The organism is Mesorhizobium sp. B2-2-3, from assembly GCF_006442405.1.
Classification (GTDB): domain Bacteria; phylum Pseudomonadota; class Alphaproteobacteria; order Rhizobiales; family Rhizobiaceae; genus Mesorhizobium.
The window spans coordinates 279,171-292,868 of record NZ_VFWC01000009.1 but is presented as its reverse complement, the minus strand read 5'-3'; the positions used below and the strand labels follow the sequence as shown (position 1 = coordinate 292,868).

Here is a 13,698-nt window from a genome sequence, read left to right as displayed (position 1 = left end):
CAATCAAGGAAAAAGCGGCGTCCTCGGGCGCCGTTTTCATTTTGCTATTGCAGATACAAAATATCCAGGATATAAGTTATCCATGTATTGGAGATTGGTATCATGAAACTCGGCGATGGCGTCGAAGCGGCCATCCACTGCGCGGCGACGCTGGCTGGCGTCGATGGCGACAGCACCATGCCAGGTGCGGCCCTGGCGGAGGCGTTTGGCCTGTCGCCGAGCTATCTCCTGAAACATCTCAACATGCTCACTGCTGCGCGCATCCTGGAATCCGTTCCTGGGCCGGCGGGCGGCTACCGGTTGGCGAAACCGGCCGAACGCATCACGCTGCTGGACATCGTGCTGGCGGTCGAAGGGCGCGAGCCGGCTTTCCGATGCGGCGAAATCCGCCAGCGCGGCCCGACGAAACTCGATGCATCGGCCTATGTCAGGCCGTGCGGCATCAATGCTGCGATGCTGAAGGCGGAGCGCGCCTATCGCGCGGCGCTGGCCGAGGTCAGGCTGTCCGACATCGTGTCGGACTTCATGAAAGGCGCCGATCCGCGGTCGGTCGCGGCAAGCTGCGCTTTCACCGAGCGCCACCAGCGGCAGCAGAAATCCAGTTCAACCAAGCAAGCATGAAAGGAAAGATGATGAGACAGAGGCTCCAGTTCTTCGCCAAGGCGCCCGAGATCATGAAAGCGGTGTCGGCGCTCAATAAGGCGGTCGACGAATGCGGGCTCGAGGAAAGCCTGCTGCACCTGATCAAGCTCAGGGCCTCACAGATCAATGGCTGCTCCTTCTGTGTCGAGATGCACAGCCGTGAGGCGAGGCGCGACGGCGAGACCGAACAGCGGCTTTATCTGGTTTCGGCCTGGAAGGAATCGCCGCTGTTTTCGGAGCGCGAGCGTGCCGCTTTGGCCTGGACCGAGGCCGTGACGCTGATCGCCAACAATGGTGTTTCGGACGAACTCTATGCCCGCACGCTGGAACATTTCTCGGAAGAGGAGTTGGTCAAGCTCTCCGTGGCGCTGGGCATGATCAATACCTGGAACCGGCTTTGCATTCCGTTCCACGCCATTCATCCGATGCCTGCCGCCAAGGCCGCCTGATTGTTCGATCACGATCGGAGCGCCGCCAAGGGAGGCGGCGCTCCCATTATTTCAAAGGGAGAGCGTTTGATGCTTGCCGATTTACCCGCCGCCTTGTTGGTTCTCGGCCGGCTGTTGCTTGGCGGCGGGTTTGTCTTCGCCGGCTTGCGCAACATCCAGAACGCGGGCTTCTTGACGGGGCTGATGGTCGCGCGCGGTGTGCCGCAGGCGCGGCTGGCACTTTGGGCCGGCATCGTGTTGCAGATCGTCGCCGGCGTGCTGGTGGTGACGGGCTTCTGGACCGCCACTGCCTGTGCGGTGCTGGTGCTGTTCCTGATCGTCGCCACGCCGATGTTCCACAATTTCTGGGATCATCAGGGACAGGAGCGTGCGTCGCGTATCAATGGTTTTGTTGGCAATGTCGCGCTGAGCGGCGGCTTCCTGACACTGATCGCCCAGTCGCTTTGACAGTTGCAGCTAGGCCGCGAACCGCAAACCACCATCGCAGGTTAATACCTGGCCGGTCATGAAGCCGTTGGAGACGAGGAAGGCTATGGCCGAGGCGACGTCCTCGGCGCGGCCGATGCGGCCGACCGGTGTCTTGCCGGCATAGTCGGCAAAGATCGCCTGCCGCTGCTCGTCCGGCAGAAAGTCCCACCAGGGCGTGTCGATGACGCCGGGCGCCACGACGTTGACGCGCAGTGGCTTCAGCTCGACGGCCAGGATCGGTGCCACCGTCAGGAGCATGCCATTGACGGCGCCGATGCCGGCGACGCCCGGCGTGGCGAGCTGGGCGGATACCGCCGAGATGAAGGTGACCGATCCTGATTTGTCCAGCGTTGGCAAGGCCGCCTGCAAGCAGGATAATTGCGGCCGCACCTTTTCGTCGACGCCGCCAGCGATATCGGCAAGGTCGAGTGTTTCGAACGGGCCAAGGCCCTTGCCGCCGCTCGCCGCCAAAACGAGATGGTCGAACGGGCCGAGACGCTCGAAGAAGTGGCGCACTTCATTCGGCTTTGACGCATCGAATGCCGCCTTGTCAGCGGCGCCACCGAGACTTTTCCATGCGCTGACGAGCTTGTCCTGATTGCGTCCGGTGATGGTCACCTTCATGCCGGGGCCGAGCAGTTTGCGCGCCGTCGCCAGGCCGATGCCGGACGAGCCGCCGATGACGACTGTGTGTTCGATCTTGTCGGTCATGAATGTTGTTCCTTCGATGTTGCCTGGCCGACAAGGTCCAGGCTCAAGACTCGCAATTGCTGTCTTGCCGTTGCGTCGTAAGCCTGGGCGTCCGCGCGGGATTCGCGCAGGCCGTCGAAATAGAGGCCGCTGCGCCCTTCGAGTGCGGATGAGGTGGCGAGGTTAAGGATAGCGTCGGCGCCGATTTCCACCGAGCTCCATGGCGTCACGCCTGCCTGCCGGACCATGGTCGTGTTCATGTAGCTCGCCGGGTGCAGGGCGTTGACAGTAACCCCGCTGCCCTTGAGCTGCTCGGCGAGATCGACGGTGAACAGGATCTGCGCCAGCTTGCTCTGGCAGTAGGCGCGCACGCCGCTGTAGCCATGGGTAAGCATAACGTCGCTAAAGTCGATGGCCTGCTGGCCCGCCGAGGCGACGTTGACGATACGCGCCGGCGCGCTGGCCTTCAGCAGGGGCAGCAATTCCTCCGTAAGCAGGAAGCCGGCGAGATAATTGACGGCGAAGCGCAGTTCATAGCCATCGGCGCTGACCTGCCTTTTGGCGTTTTGGCCAGCCGTGCCGACCCCGGCATTGTTGATGAGGATGTCGAGCCGAGCGGTTTTTTCACGCACGGCCTCGGCGAGCCGGCGCACCTCGGTCAGCGAGGCGAGGTCGGCTGCGAAGAACTCGGCCTCGCCGCCGGCCGCCTCGATGTCCGCGATCGCCACCTTGCCGCGCGCTGCGTCGCGTCCATGCACCAGCACCCGGGCGCCACCTGCGCCCAGCCGTTGCGCGACGACCCGGCCGACACCATCGGTCGAGCCGGTGATCAGGATGATCTTGTCTTTCAGGTTCATGTCTGGAGGCTCCAATCGTTGCTCTCGAGAGAAGATGGGGCAGCGGGTGCGCGCCAAACAGTTCAAACTTTATCCTGGTATCGGTACTGCTATAATAGGGTCATGGATGCTCCTTCTCATTCCGCTGAAGACAGCCGCCGGCGCGAGCTCGGCGCCTTCCTGCGCTCGCGCCGCGAGAGGCTTTCGCCACAGGCCGCCGGCATTGCCTGCGGCGCGCGGCGGCGCACGCCGGGCCTGCGGCGCGAGGAGGTGGCGATGATCGCCGGTGTCGGCACCACCTGGTACACCTGGCTGGAACAAGGCAGGGATGTCAGGCCCTCGGTGGAGGTGCTGGCGGCGCTCTGCGAGGCGCTGCGCCTCGACGCTGTCGAGAAGCGGCATTTGTTCATCCTCGCCGGCCGCCAACAGCCGGAGCGTCGTGGGGCAACGCCCGAAAAGGTCGACGGGCCGTTGCTGCACATGCTGCAAAGTCTTGTGCTGCAACCCGCTTATGTGGTTGGCCGGCGCTGGGACGTGCTCGCCTGGAACCCGGCAGCCGTCGCGGTGTTCGGCGATTATGGCTTGCTGGAAGGCGACGCCCGCAACATCGTCCACATGGTGTTTACAAGCCCGCAGCACCGTCGCCTGCTCGTCGACTGGGAAGAGCTTGCTCGCGTGGTGCTCGCTTCGTTTCGCGCCGAAAGCGCCAAATATGTCGGTGATCCCGATTTCGACCGGCTGATCGCGCTGATGATGCGCTCGAGCCCCGAGTTCCGCGATTGGTGGCCCCGACGTGACGTAGCGCGAAAGCTGACGGGTCTGAAGCACGTCCGCCATCCGACGGCCGGCGCCATGGCCTTCGAGCATATGAGCCTGTCGATTGACGATGGATCCGACATGCGGCTGGTCGTCTACACGCCGCTGGCCGAGCAGAACTCGATCGCCAAGCTGCAGAGCTTGCTTGATGCACTGCCGGCCGAGCGGCGCAGCGCCTGAGCCTTCAGCGCAGGGTCAGGCCTTCGGCTTCAACCCGTCGAGAAATAATTGCTCCAGGAATCTCGCTGCGTCCTCGAAGCGGCCGTCGCCGCCGCGGTTCGGGCCGAGCACGGCGCGGACCTGGACGTCGAAATCGGCATAGTGCTGGGTCGTCGCCCAGATCGAGAAGATCAGGTGCCAAGGATCCGTCCTGGCGATCTTGCCAGCGCGCATCCAGCCCTTGATGACGGTTGCCTTCTCGTCGACCAGCGTCTTCAGTTCGCCGGTCAGCAAGGGCATGATGCGTGGTGCGCCCTGCAGAATCTCGTTGGCGAACAGCCGGCTCTCGCGCGGAAAATCGCGCGCCATTTCAAGCTTGCGCCTGATGTAGCTCCTGAGCTCGGTCAGGGGATCGCCGATGTCGTCGAGTTCCCTGAGCGGCGCCAGCCATGTGTCGAGCAGGCGCTGCATCAGCGTCTCGTGAATGTCTTCCTTGCGGCGAAAGTAATAGAGCAGGTTGGGCTTCGACATCCCAGCGGCTTCGGCGATCTGGTCGATGGTCGAGCCGCGGAAGCCATTGGTGGAGAACACCTCGAGCGCGGCTTCGAGAATGAGTTCGCGCTTCTCCTGCTGGATGCGGGTACGGCGAGGGGCTTCCGTGCTGGTGTTCACCGTTGCGCGCCCTCGTGTTGAAAGCGGTCTGGCCCAATTCTCTGGACCAGTTTTTCCCCGGCCTGTGGAACGCACTTCAGGAGCCGCATTTCCGCTAGTAATCCCTTGACCGCCGACAGGGCGGTGCTAACGTTTGTCCAATCGGTCAAAAATTTGCGTAGCACGAAAGCGCGGCAAAGACCAAGCGTTGGACGTACCGAAACAGGTTACAAGGGGAAGTCTTGGTCATGTCCAACCGGCTGAAAGTCACGCCGAACGATCTCAGTGCATTCTGGATGCCGTTCACGGCAAACCGGCAGTTCAAGCAGGCGCCGCGCATGTTCGTGTCCGCCAAGGACATGCACTACACGACCAGCGATGGCCGCAAGGTGCTGGACGGCACCGCCGGCCTCTGGTGCGTCAATGCCGGCCATTGCCGGCCCAAGATCACCGAGGCGATCCAGCAGCAGGCCGCCGAGCTCGACTACGCTCCGGCCTTCCAGATGGGCCACCCGATCGTGTTCGAACTGGCCAACCGCCTGGTCGACGTCGCGCCGAAGGGCATGGATCACGTGTTCTTCACCAATTCCGGTTCGGAATCGGTCGAGACCGCATTGAAGATGGCGATCGCCTATCACCGCGTGAAGGGCGAGGGCTCGCGCACCCGTCTGATCGGACGCGAGCGCGGCTATCACGGCGTCAATTTCGGGGGCATCTCGGTCGGCGGCATCGTCACCAACCGCAAGATGTTCGGCACGCTGCTCGGCGGCGTCGACCATATGCCGCACACCCACCTGCCGGAGAAGAACGCCTTCTCCAAGGGCGTGCCGGAACATGGCGCGGAGCTTGCCAACGAGCTGGAGCGCATCGTTGCGCTCCATGACGCCTCGACCATCGCGGCCGTCATCGTCGAGCCGGTCGCTGGCTCCACCGGCGTCATCCTGCCACCCAAGGGCTATTTGCAGAAGCTGCGCGAAATCTGCACCAAGCACGGCATTCTGTTGATCTTCGACGAGGTCATCACCGGTTTCGGCCGTCTTGGCGCGCCGTTCGCGGCCGATTATTTCGGCGTCACGCCTGATATCATGACCACCGCCAAGGGCGTCTCCAACGGCGTCATCCCGATGGGCGCGGTGTTCGTGAAGAAGGAAATCCACGACGCCTTCATGACCGGCCCCGAGCACATGATCGAGTTCTTCCACGGCTACACCTATTCCGGCAATCCGATCGCCTGCGCCGCGGCGCTCGGCACGCTCGACACCTACAAGGAAGAGGGCCTGCTCACACGCGGCGAGGAACTGGCGCCCTATTGGGAAGACGCGCTGCATTCGCTGAAGGGCGAGCCGCATGTCATCGATATCAGGAACATCGGCCTGATCGGTGCGATCGAGCTGGCGCCGATCGCCGGGCAGCCGACCAAGCGTGCCTTCTCGGCCTTCGTCAAGGCGTTCGAGCGCGGCGCGCTGATCCGCACTACCGGCGACATCATCGCGCTGTCGCCGCCGCTGATCATCACCAAGGGCCAGATCAACGAACTGATCGATCATGTGCGTGAGGTACTGAGGTCGATCGATTGAAGAACTGGGCGCGGATATCCCTCCCCCTCGAGGGGAGGGTGGCCGCGAAGCGGTCGGGTGGGGTCGGTGCGACGGGGTGCCGACCTGATCTGTTGCCGCGAGGCTGCCGTTGATGCCCCGCACTCGCGTGAGCTACGAAATGCGCCAAAAGGCGCGCGCGCTTCGAGTTCACGCAACCAGGGGTGAATCCTTGCTCTGGTATGAACTGCGCGAGCTGAAATCGGCCGGCATCAAGTTTCGTCGTCAGTGTCCGATCGGGCCTTATATCGTTGACTTTGCCTGCCTCGCCGTGAAGCTGATCGTTGAAGTTGATGGCGATCTGCACGAACACGAGAAGGGCAAGCGGCATGATGCCGTTCGTGATGCCTATCTGCGCTCGCTCGGCTTTGATGTCTTTCGCGTCGATGAGCCCGATGTCATAAACAACCCTTGGCATGTTGCGCAGGTGGTCAAAGGGAAGGTCGAGCGCATGTCCGGCGACCCCACCCGACCGCTTCGCGGCCACCCTCCCCTCAAGGGGGAGGGGAACGCCACGCAATTGGAGAGGTTTTGAATGGCCGCACCCGGCGAGAATCTGCGAATCAATTCAGACCGTTTGTGGGATTCTATCATGGAGATGGCGAAGATCGGCCCCGGCATTGCCGGTGGCAACAATCGCCAGACCGTGACCGACGAGGACGGCGAGGGCCGGCATCTGTTCAAGCGCTGGTGCGATGCCGCCGGGCTCGAAATGGGCATCGACGAGATGGGCACCATGTTTGCCAGGCGCGAAGGCGCCGACCCCAGCCTGCCGCCGGTCTATGTCGGCAGCCATCTCGACACGCAGCCGACCGGCGGCAAGTATGACGGCGTGCTCGGCGTGCTCGGCGGCTTGGAAGTCGTGCGCTCGCTCAATGATCTCGGCATCAAGACCAAACATCCGATCGTGGTCACGAACTGGACCAACGAGGAAGGCTCGCGCTTTGCCCCGGCGATGATGGCGTCCGGCGTATTCGCCGGTGTGCTCGACCAGGCCGACGTCTACGAGCATACGGACAAGAACGGCAAGAAATTCGGCGAGGAACTGGAGCGCATCGGCTGGAAGGGCACGGAGAAGGTCGGCGATCGCAAGATCCACGCCTTTTTCGAACTGCATATCGAGCAAGGGCCTATCCTCGAGGACGAAGGCATCGACATCGGCGTCGTCACCCATGGACAGGGGCTGAAATGGCTGCAGGTGACGCTGACCGGCAAGGAGGCGCATACCGGCTCGACGCCGATGCCCAAGCGCCGCAATGCCGGGCTCGGCATGGCGCGCGTGATCGAACTGGTGCACGAGATTGCCATGGACTACCAGCCGGACGCCGTCGGCGCGGTCGGCCACATGGAAGTCTATCCGAACTCGCGCAACATCATCGCCGGGCGCACGGTCTTCACCATCGACATCCGCTCGCCGGAGAAGGAAGTGCTCGACGCCATGGATGGGCGCATCCGCGAAGGCATCGACACGATATGCGAGGCGCTCGACATCCAGTACAAGATCGAGCAGGTCGGCCATTTCGATCCGGTCACCTTTGACAAGGGCTGCGTCAAGGCGATCCGTGATGCCGCCGACCGGCTCGGCTACACGCACCGCAACATCGTCTCGGGCGCGGGCCACGACGCCTGCTGGATCAACCGCGTCGCGCCGACCGCCATGGTGATGTGCCCCTGCGTCGACGGTCTCAGCCACAACGAGGCCGAGGAGATCTCCAAGGAATGGGCGGCGGCAGGAGCCGACGTGCTGTTCCATGCCGTGGTGGAGACAGCGGTCATCGTGGAGTAAGCTGGAAAGCTGGATTTCCAAACGCTGCTCGCAAGAAGCGCGAAGGAACAAGGGAACGAGAAAAATGACCAAAGTCATCAGAAACGGCACCATCGTTACCGCCGACCGCACATGGAAGGCCGACGTGCTGATGCAGCACGGCAAGATCGTCGCCATTGGCTCGGACCTACACGGCGACCATGAGTTCGACGCCACCGGCTGTTATGTCATGCCAGGTGGTATCGATCCGCATACTCATCTCGAAATGCCGTTCATGGGCACCTATTCGGCCGACGATTTCGAGTCCGGCACGCGCGCGGCACTAGCCGGCGGCACGACGATGGTGGTCGATTTCTGCCTGCCGTCGCCGCAGCAGTCGCTGCTCGAGGCCTTGCAGATGTGGGACAACAAGACCTCGAAGGCGTCCTGCGATTATTCCTTCCACATGGCGATCACCTGGTGGGGCAAGCAGGTGTTCGACGAGATGGCCACCGTCGTCGACAAGGGCATCACCTCGTTCAAGCATTTCATGGCCTACAAGGGCGCGCTGATGGTGGACGACGACGAGATGTATGCGTCGTTCCAGCGCTGCGCCGAGCTCGGCGCGCTGCCGCTGGTGCATGCCGAGAATGGCGACGTGGTCGCGGCGCTCTCGCAGAAGCTGCTTGCCGCCGGCAACAATGGCCCGGAGGGGCACGCCTATTCGCGCCCGCCGGAAGTGGAAGGCGAGGCGACCAACCGCGCCATAATGATCGCCGACATGGCCGGCGTGCCGCTCTACGTCGTGCATGTTTCCTGCGAGCAGGCGCACGAGGCCATCCGCCGGGCGCGTCAGAAAGGCATGCGGGTGTTCGGCGAGCCACTGATCCAGCACCTGACGCTGGACGAGAGTGAGTATTTCGACAAGGACTGGGACCATGCGGCGCGCCGCGTGATGAGCCCGCCCTTCCGCAACAAATTACACCAGGATTCGCTGTGGGCCGGCCTGCAGGCGGGATCGTTGCAGGTGGTGGCGACCGACCACTGCGCCTTCACCACGGACCAGAAGCGCTTCGGCGTCGGCAATTTCACCAAGATCCCGAACGGCACGGGCGGCCTCGAGGATCGCATGCCGGTGCTGTGGACCAGGGGCGTCAACACCGGGCGGCTGACGATGAACGAATTCGTCGCCGTAACCTCGACCAACATAGCCAAGATCCTCAACATGTACCCGAAAAAGGGCGCCATTGTCGAAGGCGCGGATGCCGACATCATCGTGTGGGATCCCAAGCGCAAGAAGATCATTTCTTCGAAGAAGCAGCAGTCGGTCATCGACTACAATGTCTTCGAAGGCGTCGAAGTGACAGGCCTGCCGCGCTATGTCTTCTCGCGTGGCGAATTGTCGATCGAGGAGACCGAGGTGAAGGCCAAGCCTGGCCATGGCCAGTTCGTCGGCCGCGAGCCGAACGCGGCGGTCAACCGGGCACTGTCGACCTGGAAGGAGATCACCGCGCCGCGCAAGGTGGAGCGGACAGGCATTCCGGCGACTGGGGTTTGAGTTTGCGCAGCTCGAAAAGCGCCAAGAAACTGATGATCGCCGACAAGGAGGGCACCGTCTGCGGGGAAGTTTCCCGGTGCCGATGATTGCCGAAGTTGGTGCTGCCCCTCATCCGCCTGCCGGCGCCTTCTCCCCGTATAGGGACGGGGAGAAGGGAACTGAACGCAATCTTGGCGCCCTTTCCGGCAACGCTGGAAATTGGCGAAATCCTTCGCGAAATCGTCCTTCTCCTCGTCCCTATACGGGGAGAAGTGCCCGGCAGGGCGATGAGGGGCAGCGCAAACCTCAAGCAATTGGCCGATGGGCGCCTAGCCCCGCAAGGCCGGCTTCAGGCGACCAATGCATCCAGTTCCGGCAGCAGGACGACGCTTTCCTGCTCTTTGGGATCGGTGCGGGCAATGACGGCCGAAGACGGGGCCCCACTCAGATTGGCGGGCAGATGCGGCACGCCGGCCGGAATGTAGAAGAGGTCGCCGGCTTTGGCGACGATGTGGTTCTCAAGCCGGTCGCCGTACCAGGTATGGACCTCGCCGGAGAGCACGTAGATCGCCGTTTCATGGTTCTCATGCAGATGCGCCTTAGCGCGGGCGCCGGGCGGCATGGTGAGCACATGCATGCAGATACCAGATGAGCCGACCGACTCGGTGGCGATACCGGCGAAATAGGTCAATCCCTGCTTGCCTTCATAAGAGCTTTCAGGGCGGATAAGATGGCAAGTGGGTTGAGGCGACATCGGGGAAACTCCGGGCGTCGAATGAGTGGAACAAGACCAATGGGACTGGGCGAGTGGAAAACAACATCGCGATAAAAGCAATCGGAATCGGGCCGGCACTAAAGGGGCAGGAACAGGCAGGCCGCGGCCGATGACGGGGATTTCGCCAGCCGTCGTCGCGGCAAGCAAGCTTGGCCTGACCTTCCAGACCAATGACGGGCCGGTACAGGCGCTGTCCAATGTCGACCTGACCATCGGCAAGGGTGAGTTCGTTTCCTTCATCGGGCCGTCGGGCTGCGGCAAGACGACCTTGCTGCGGGTCATCGCCGATCTTGAGAAGCCGACCTCGGGGACCATTTCGGTCAACGGCATGACAGCAGAACAGGCGCGCGAGAAACGCGCCTACGGCTATGTCTTCCAGGCCGCCGCCCTGTTTCCCTGGCGCACCATCGAGCGCAACGTCGCGCTGCCGCTGGAGATCATGGGTCTGTCCGGGGCGGAGCAGGGAGAGCGGATCAGGCGCACGCTCGATCTCGTCAACCTTTCCGGCTTCGAGAAGAAGTATCCTTGGCAGCTTTCCGGCGGCATGCAGCAGCGCGCCTCGATCGCTCGCGCGCTCGCCTTCGATGCCGACCTTCTGTTGATGGACGAGCCGTTCGGCGCGCTGGACGAGATCGTGCGCGACCATCTCAACGAGCAATTGCTGCAATTGTGGGCGCGCACCAACAAGACCATCTGCTTCGTCACGCACTCCATTCCCGAGGCGGTGTATTTATCGACGCGCATCGTCGTCATGTCGCCGCGCCCGGGCCGCGTCAGCGACGTCATCGAATCGACGCTGCCGAAGGAGCGGCCACTCGACATCCGCGAGACGCCGGAGTTCCTGGCGATCGCCGCACGGGTGCGAGACGGCTTAAGGGCAGGGCACAGCTATGATGATTGAGCGGGGGCAGGATGGACTCGCGGCAGCGCCCCGAAAGGCGCCTCCACCTCACGAAGGAGCGGCCACCTACGCCTTCGTCATTCTAGGGCGGAGTAGCCGCGAAGCGGCATACGTAGACCCTAGGATCCATGCCGTGACGCCTGCCGAAAGGCGCAAACAGTCGAGAATATTCGGCAGGCTAAGCGGCGCGGAGGGAGCCATATTCCGAATGGTCGCGGAGCGGAGAGGTAACGGCATGGATTCTAGGGTCTGCGCCGCGTCGCTTCGCTCCTTGCTTCGCCCTAGGATGACGAAGGCAAGGGCCCCCGACCTCCGCTTCGCTCCGGCCACCCTCTCCCCGGTGGGGAGAGGAGAAGGGCGGCGCTAGATGGACACCTTCCGCTCAAAGGTCATCCCGGTAACCTCCATCCTCGCCGGCATGGTCGTACTCTGGTATGTCTTCGCCGTCATACTCAACACGCCGTTCCAGCGCGATCTCGACCAACGTGCCAACGAAACGCCCGGCACCGTCGAGTTCATCGGCAAGACGCTCTCGCAGCCGAAGCCGACGCTGCCGGCGCCGCACCAGGTGGCGGTGAACTTTTTCGAGAACACGTTCCTGCGCAACGTCACTTCGAACCGCAGCCTGGTCTACAATGCCTGGGTGACGCTGTCCTCGACGCTGCTGGGCTTTGCCTTCGGCACGGCGCTCGGCATCATCATCGCGGTGGGCATCGTACATGTGGCGACGCTCGACCGCAGCCTGATGCCATGGATCATCGCCTCGCAGACCATCCCGATCCTGGCGGTGGCGCCGATGATCATCGTGGTGCTGGCGGCGATCGGCATCACCGGCCTGATCCCGAAGGCGATGATTTCGACCTATCTGTCGTTCTTCCCGGTGACGGTTGGCATGGTGAAAGGCCTGCGCTCGCCCGAGATCATGCATCTCGACCTGATGCACACCTACAATGCCAGCCGTGCACAGACCTTCTGGAAGCTGCGCGTGCCGGCCTCGGTGCCGTTCCTGTTCACCTCGATGAAGGTGGCGGTGGCGGCCAGTCTGGTCGGCGCCATTGTCGGCGAACTGCCGACGGGCGCCGTCGCCGGCATCGGCGCCAAGCTGCTCGCTGGCGCCTATTACAGCCAGTCCATCGACATCTGGTCGGCGCTTGTCGCGGGCTCGATCGTGGCCGCGCTGCTGGTCATGGTGGTCGGCATTGCCGGGCGCCTCGTCGACCGCGCCATGGGCGGGAGGCCGGCATGAACCGGCTGAAGCCTTCCTGGCAGGCTGTGCTGGCCATCGTGCTGTGCCTGATGGCGGTCGCACTCGGCGCCATGTCGAAGCCGGAAGCGGCGGCGCTAGCGGACCCGACAACCAGCGCCAACTATCCCTATCTCGGAACGAAGGGCCTGATGTTTGGCCTTGCCATGCTGACGGCCCTGGTCTCGATGATCAGGATTTCGCGCTTTGTGGAAGCGGTCGTACTGTTCGTCGGCGCCCACCTCGTCGCCTGGCTGCTGATCTCAGGTATCGCTGGTTTCGAAGGCACGGCACTGGCGCCGTATTTCGTGCTGCTCACGGCCGCCTGGCTGCTTGGCTGGCGCTGCGTCGCGGTGCTATCGGGACTGCACCCCACCGCAAGCTGGATGCGCACGGCGCTGCGCCTGATCATCCCCGCCATCTTCGGCGCCTGGATCCTGATCATCTGGGAAGCGGTGACGCGTGGCGCCGGCATCTCGTTCATCCTGTTGCCGCCGCCGAGCGCCATCGGCGCGCGCATCGCCAGTTCGCTGCCGATCCTTGGCGCCGATGTCCGGCAGACCATCTTCAAGGCTGTTATCTTCGGCTATATCGTGGGCAGCGGCGCCGGCTTTGTCACGGCCATTCTCGCCGACCGGGTGCCGTTTCTGCGGCGCGGCCTGCTGCCCATCGGCAACATGGTCTCGGCGCTGCCGATCATCGGCGTGGCGCCGATCATGGTGATGTGGTTCGGCTTCGACTGGCAGTCCAAGGCGGCTGTCGTCATCATCATGACCTTCTTCCCGATGCTGGTGAACACCGTCGCCGGTCTGGCCGCGTCCGGCCATATGGAGCGCGACCTGATGCGCACCTATGCGTCGGGCTACTGGCCGACGCTTATCAAGCTCAGGCTGCCGGCCGCCGCTCCCTTCATCTTCAACGCGCTGAAGATCAACTCGACGCTGGCGCTGATCGGCGCCATCGTCGCCGAGTTCTTCGGCACGCCCGTCGTCGGCATGGGCTTCCGCATCTCGACCGAAGTCGGACGGATGAACATCGACATGGTCTGGGCCGAAATCGCAGTTGCAGCCCTTGCGGGTTCGGTCTTTTATGGTGTGGTCGCTCTTGTCGAAAGAGCCGTCACGTTTTGGCATCCCTCTGTCCGTGGTGGATAGGGGCGGTGGGTTTGGGCACTAACTCCAGAGGGAAAAAA

At 63.1% G+C, this 13,698-nt stretch carries 15 protein-coding genes; 11 read left to right on the top strand and 4 right to left on the bottom strand.

What is annotated here, in order from left to right; all coding sequences use genetic code 11:
* The first annotated feature begins 102 nt into the window (after window positions 1-102).
* The 3 genes from FJ951_RS18980 to FJ951_RS18970 all read left to right on the top strand — a co-directional run bounded on the left by FJ951_RS18980 (window position 103) and on the right by FJ951_RS18970 (window position 1,538).
* Window positions 103-621: an Rrf2 family transcriptional regulator gene (locus FJ951_RS18980; protein WP_140495111.1), complete on the top strand. Its 519-nt coding sequence runs from the start codon at window positions 103-105 to the stop codon at window positions 619-621.
* 11 nt (window positions 622-632) lie between these two features.
* Window positions 633-1,091 carry a carboxymuconolactone decarboxylase family protein gene (locus FJ951_RS18975; protein WP_140495113.1) on the top strand — a complete coding sequence of 153 codons (459 nt, stop codon included), beginning with the start codon at window positions 633-635 and terminating at the stop codon, window positions 1,089-1,091.
* A 69-nt stretch (window positions 1,092-1,160) separates the two neighbouring features.
* On the top strand, window positions 1,161-1,538 hold the full coding sequence (locus FJ951_RS18970; RefSeq protein WP_140516666.1) for a DoxX family protein: 378 nt from the start codon (window positions 1,161-1,163) through the stop codon (window positions 1,536-1,538).
* A 9-nt stretch (window positions 1,539-1,547) separates the two neighbouring features.
* Here the strand turns inward: FJ951_RS18970 and FJ951_RS18965 are convergent, their stop codons facing one another.
* Both FJ951_RS18965 and FJ951_RS18960 read right to left on the bottom strand, forming a co-directional pair.
* A complete protein-coding gene (locus FJ951_RS18965) occupies window positions 1,548-2,270 on the bottom strand; it encodes an SDR family oxidoreductase (protein WP_140516664.1) in 723 nt (240 codons plus the stop codon).
* On the bottom strand, window positions 2,267-3,106 hold the full coding sequence (locus FJ951_RS18960) for an SDR family NAD(P)-dependent oxidoreductase (RefSeq protein WP_140516716.1): 840 nt from the start codon (window positions 3,104-3,106) through the stop codon (window positions 2,267-2,269). The genes FJ951_RS18965 and FJ951_RS18960 overlap by 4 nt, the downstream gene beginning before the upstream one ends.
* 102 nt (window positions 3,107-3,208) lie before the next feature.
* Between FJ951_RS18960 and FJ951_RS18955 the strand changes: the two genes are divergently transcribed.
* Window positions 3,209-4,081 (top strand): helix-turn-helix transcriptional regulator, encoded by an 873-nt coding sequence (locus FJ951_RS18955; protein WP_140495117.1) that lies wholly within the window; start codon window positions 3,209-3,211, stop codon window positions 4,079-4,081.
* A 15-nt stretch (window positions 4,082-4,096) separates the two neighbouring features.
* Here FJ951_RS18955 and FJ951_RS18950 read toward each other — a convergent pair whose 3' ends face one another.
* Complete coding sequence (locus FJ951_RS18950) at window positions 4,097-4,732, bottom strand: TetR family transcriptional regulator C-terminal domain-containing protein (RefSeq protein ID WP_140495120.1); 636 nt, start codon at window positions 4,730-4,732, stop codon at window positions 4,097-4,099.
* 227 nt (window positions 4,733-4,959) lie between these two features.
* Here FJ951_RS18950 and FJ951_RS18945 point away from each other — a divergent pair, with 227 nt between their 5' ends.
* From FJ951_RS18945 to hydA, 4 genes are all read left to right on the top strand, one after another.
* Complete coding sequence (locus FJ951_RS18945; protein WP_140495122.1) at window positions 4,960-6,288, top strand: aspartate aminotransferase family protein; 1,329 nt, start codon at window positions 4,960-4,962, stop codon at window positions 6,286-6,288.
* Window positions 6,289-6,400: 112 nt separating this feature from the next.
* On the top strand, window positions 6,401-6,841 hold the full coding sequence (locus tag FJ951_RS18940; RefSeq protein WP_140495124.1) for an endonuclease domain-containing protein: 441 nt from the start codon (window positions 6,401-6,403) through the stop codon (window positions 6,839-6,841).
* The gene (locus FJ951_RS18935; protein ID WP_140495126.1) at window positions 6,842-8,092 is read left to right on the top strand and encodes a Zn-dependent hydrolase; all 1,251 of its coding nucleotides are present in this window, start codon (window positions 6,842-6,844) and stop codon (window positions 8,090-8,092) included.
* 64 nt (window positions 8,093-8,156) lie between these two features.
* Complete coding sequence (gene hydA / locus FJ951_RS18930; RefSeq protein WP_140495127.1) at window positions 8,157-9,608, top strand: dihydropyrimidinase; 1,452 nt, start codon at window positions 8,157-8,159, stop codon at window positions 9,606-9,608.
* A gap of 328 nt (window positions 9,609-9,936) precedes the next feature.
* Here the strand turns inward: hydA and FJ951_RS18920 are convergent, their stop codons facing one another.
* Window positions 9,937-10,341: a cupin domain-containing protein gene (locus FJ951_RS18920; protein WP_140495129.1), complete on the bottom strand. Its 405-nt coding sequence runs from the start codon at window positions 10,339-10,341 to the stop codon at window positions 9,937-9,939.
* A 130-nt stretch (window positions 10,342-10,471) separates the two neighbouring features.
* Between FJ951_RS18920 and FJ951_RS18915 the strand changes: the two genes are divergently transcribed.
* From FJ951_RS18915 to FJ951_RS18900, 3 genes are all read left to right on the top strand, one after another.
* Entirely contained in the window at window positions 10,472-11,263 is a 792-nt protein-coding gene (locus FJ951_RS18915; RefSeq protein WP_140516662.1) for an ABC transporter ATP-binding protein, read from the top strand.
* A 367-nt stretch (window positions 11,264-11,630) separates the two neighbouring features.
* Window positions 11,631-12,509 carry an ABC transporter permease gene (locus FJ951_RS18905; protein ID WP_140516658.1) on the top strand — a complete coding sequence of 293 codons (879 nt, stop codon included), beginning with the start codon at window positions 11,631-11,633 and terminating at the stop codon, window positions 12,507-12,509.
* Window positions 12,506-13,660 carry an ABC transporter permease gene (locus tag FJ951_RS18900; RefSeq protein ID WP_140516656.1) on the top strand — a complete coding sequence of 385 codons (1,155 nt, stop codon included), beginning with the start codon at window positions 12,506-12,508 and terminating at the stop codon, window positions 13,658-13,660. The genes FJ951_RS18905 and FJ951_RS18900 overlap by 4 nt, the downstream gene beginning before the upstream one ends.
* Window positions 13,661-13,698 lie beyond the last annotated feature (38 nt).

Coding starts and splice junctions, on each gene's coding strand:
- FJ951_RS18980 (WP_140495111.1), top strand. CDS start 103: ATGAAACTCGGCGATGGCGTCGAAGCGGCCATCCACTGCGCGGCGACG.
- FJ951_RS18975 (WP_140495113.1), top strand. CDS start 633: ATGAGACAGAGGCTCCAGTTCTTCGCCAAGGCGCCCGAGATCATGAAA.
- FJ951_RS18970 (WP_140516666.1), top strand. CDS start 1,161: ATGCTTGCCGATTTACCCGCCGCCTTGTTGGTTCTCGGCCGGCTGTTG.
- FJ951_RS18965 (WP_140516664.1), bottom strand. CDS start 2,270: ATGACCGACAAGATCGAACACACAGTCGTCATCGGCGGCTCGTCCGGC.
- FJ951_RS18960 (WP_140516716.1), bottom strand. CDS start 3,106: ATGAACCTGAAAGACAAGATCATCCTGATCACCGGCTCGACCGATGGT.
- FJ951_RS18955 (WP_140495117.1), top strand. CDS start 3,209: ATGGATGCTCCTTCTCATTCCGCTGAAGACAGCCGCCGGCGCGAGCTC.
- FJ951_RS18945 (WP_140495122.1), top strand. CDS start 4,960: ATGTCCAACCGGCTGAAAGTCACGCCGAACGATCTCAGTGCATTCTGG.
- FJ951_RS18940 (WP_140495124.1), top strand. CDS start 6,401: ATGCCCCGCACTCGCGTGAGCTACGAAATGCGCCAAAAGGCGCGCGCG.
- FJ951_RS18935 (WP_140495126.1), top strand. CDS start 6,842: ATGGCCGCACCCGGCGAGAATCTGCGAATCAATTCAGACCGTTTGTGG.
- hydA (WP_140495127.1), top strand. CDS start 8,157: ATGACCAAAGTCATCAGAAACGGCACCATCGTTACCGCCGACCGCACA.
- FJ951_RS18920 (WP_140495129.1), bottom strand. CDS start 10,341: ATGTCGCCTCAACCCACTTGCCATCTTATCCGCCCTGAAAGCTCTTAT.
- FJ951_RS18915 (WP_140516662.1), top strand. CDS start 10,472: ATGACGGGGATTTCGCCAGCCGTCGTCGCGGCAAGCAAGCTTGGCCTG.
- FJ951_RS18905 (WP_140516658.1), top strand. CDS start 11,631: ATGGACACCTTCCGCTCAAAGGTCATCCCGGTAACCTCCATCCTCGCC.
- FJ951_RS18900 (WP_140516656.1), top strand. CDS start 12,506: ATGAACCGGCTGAAGCCTTCCTGGCAGGCTGTGCTGGCCATCGTGCTG.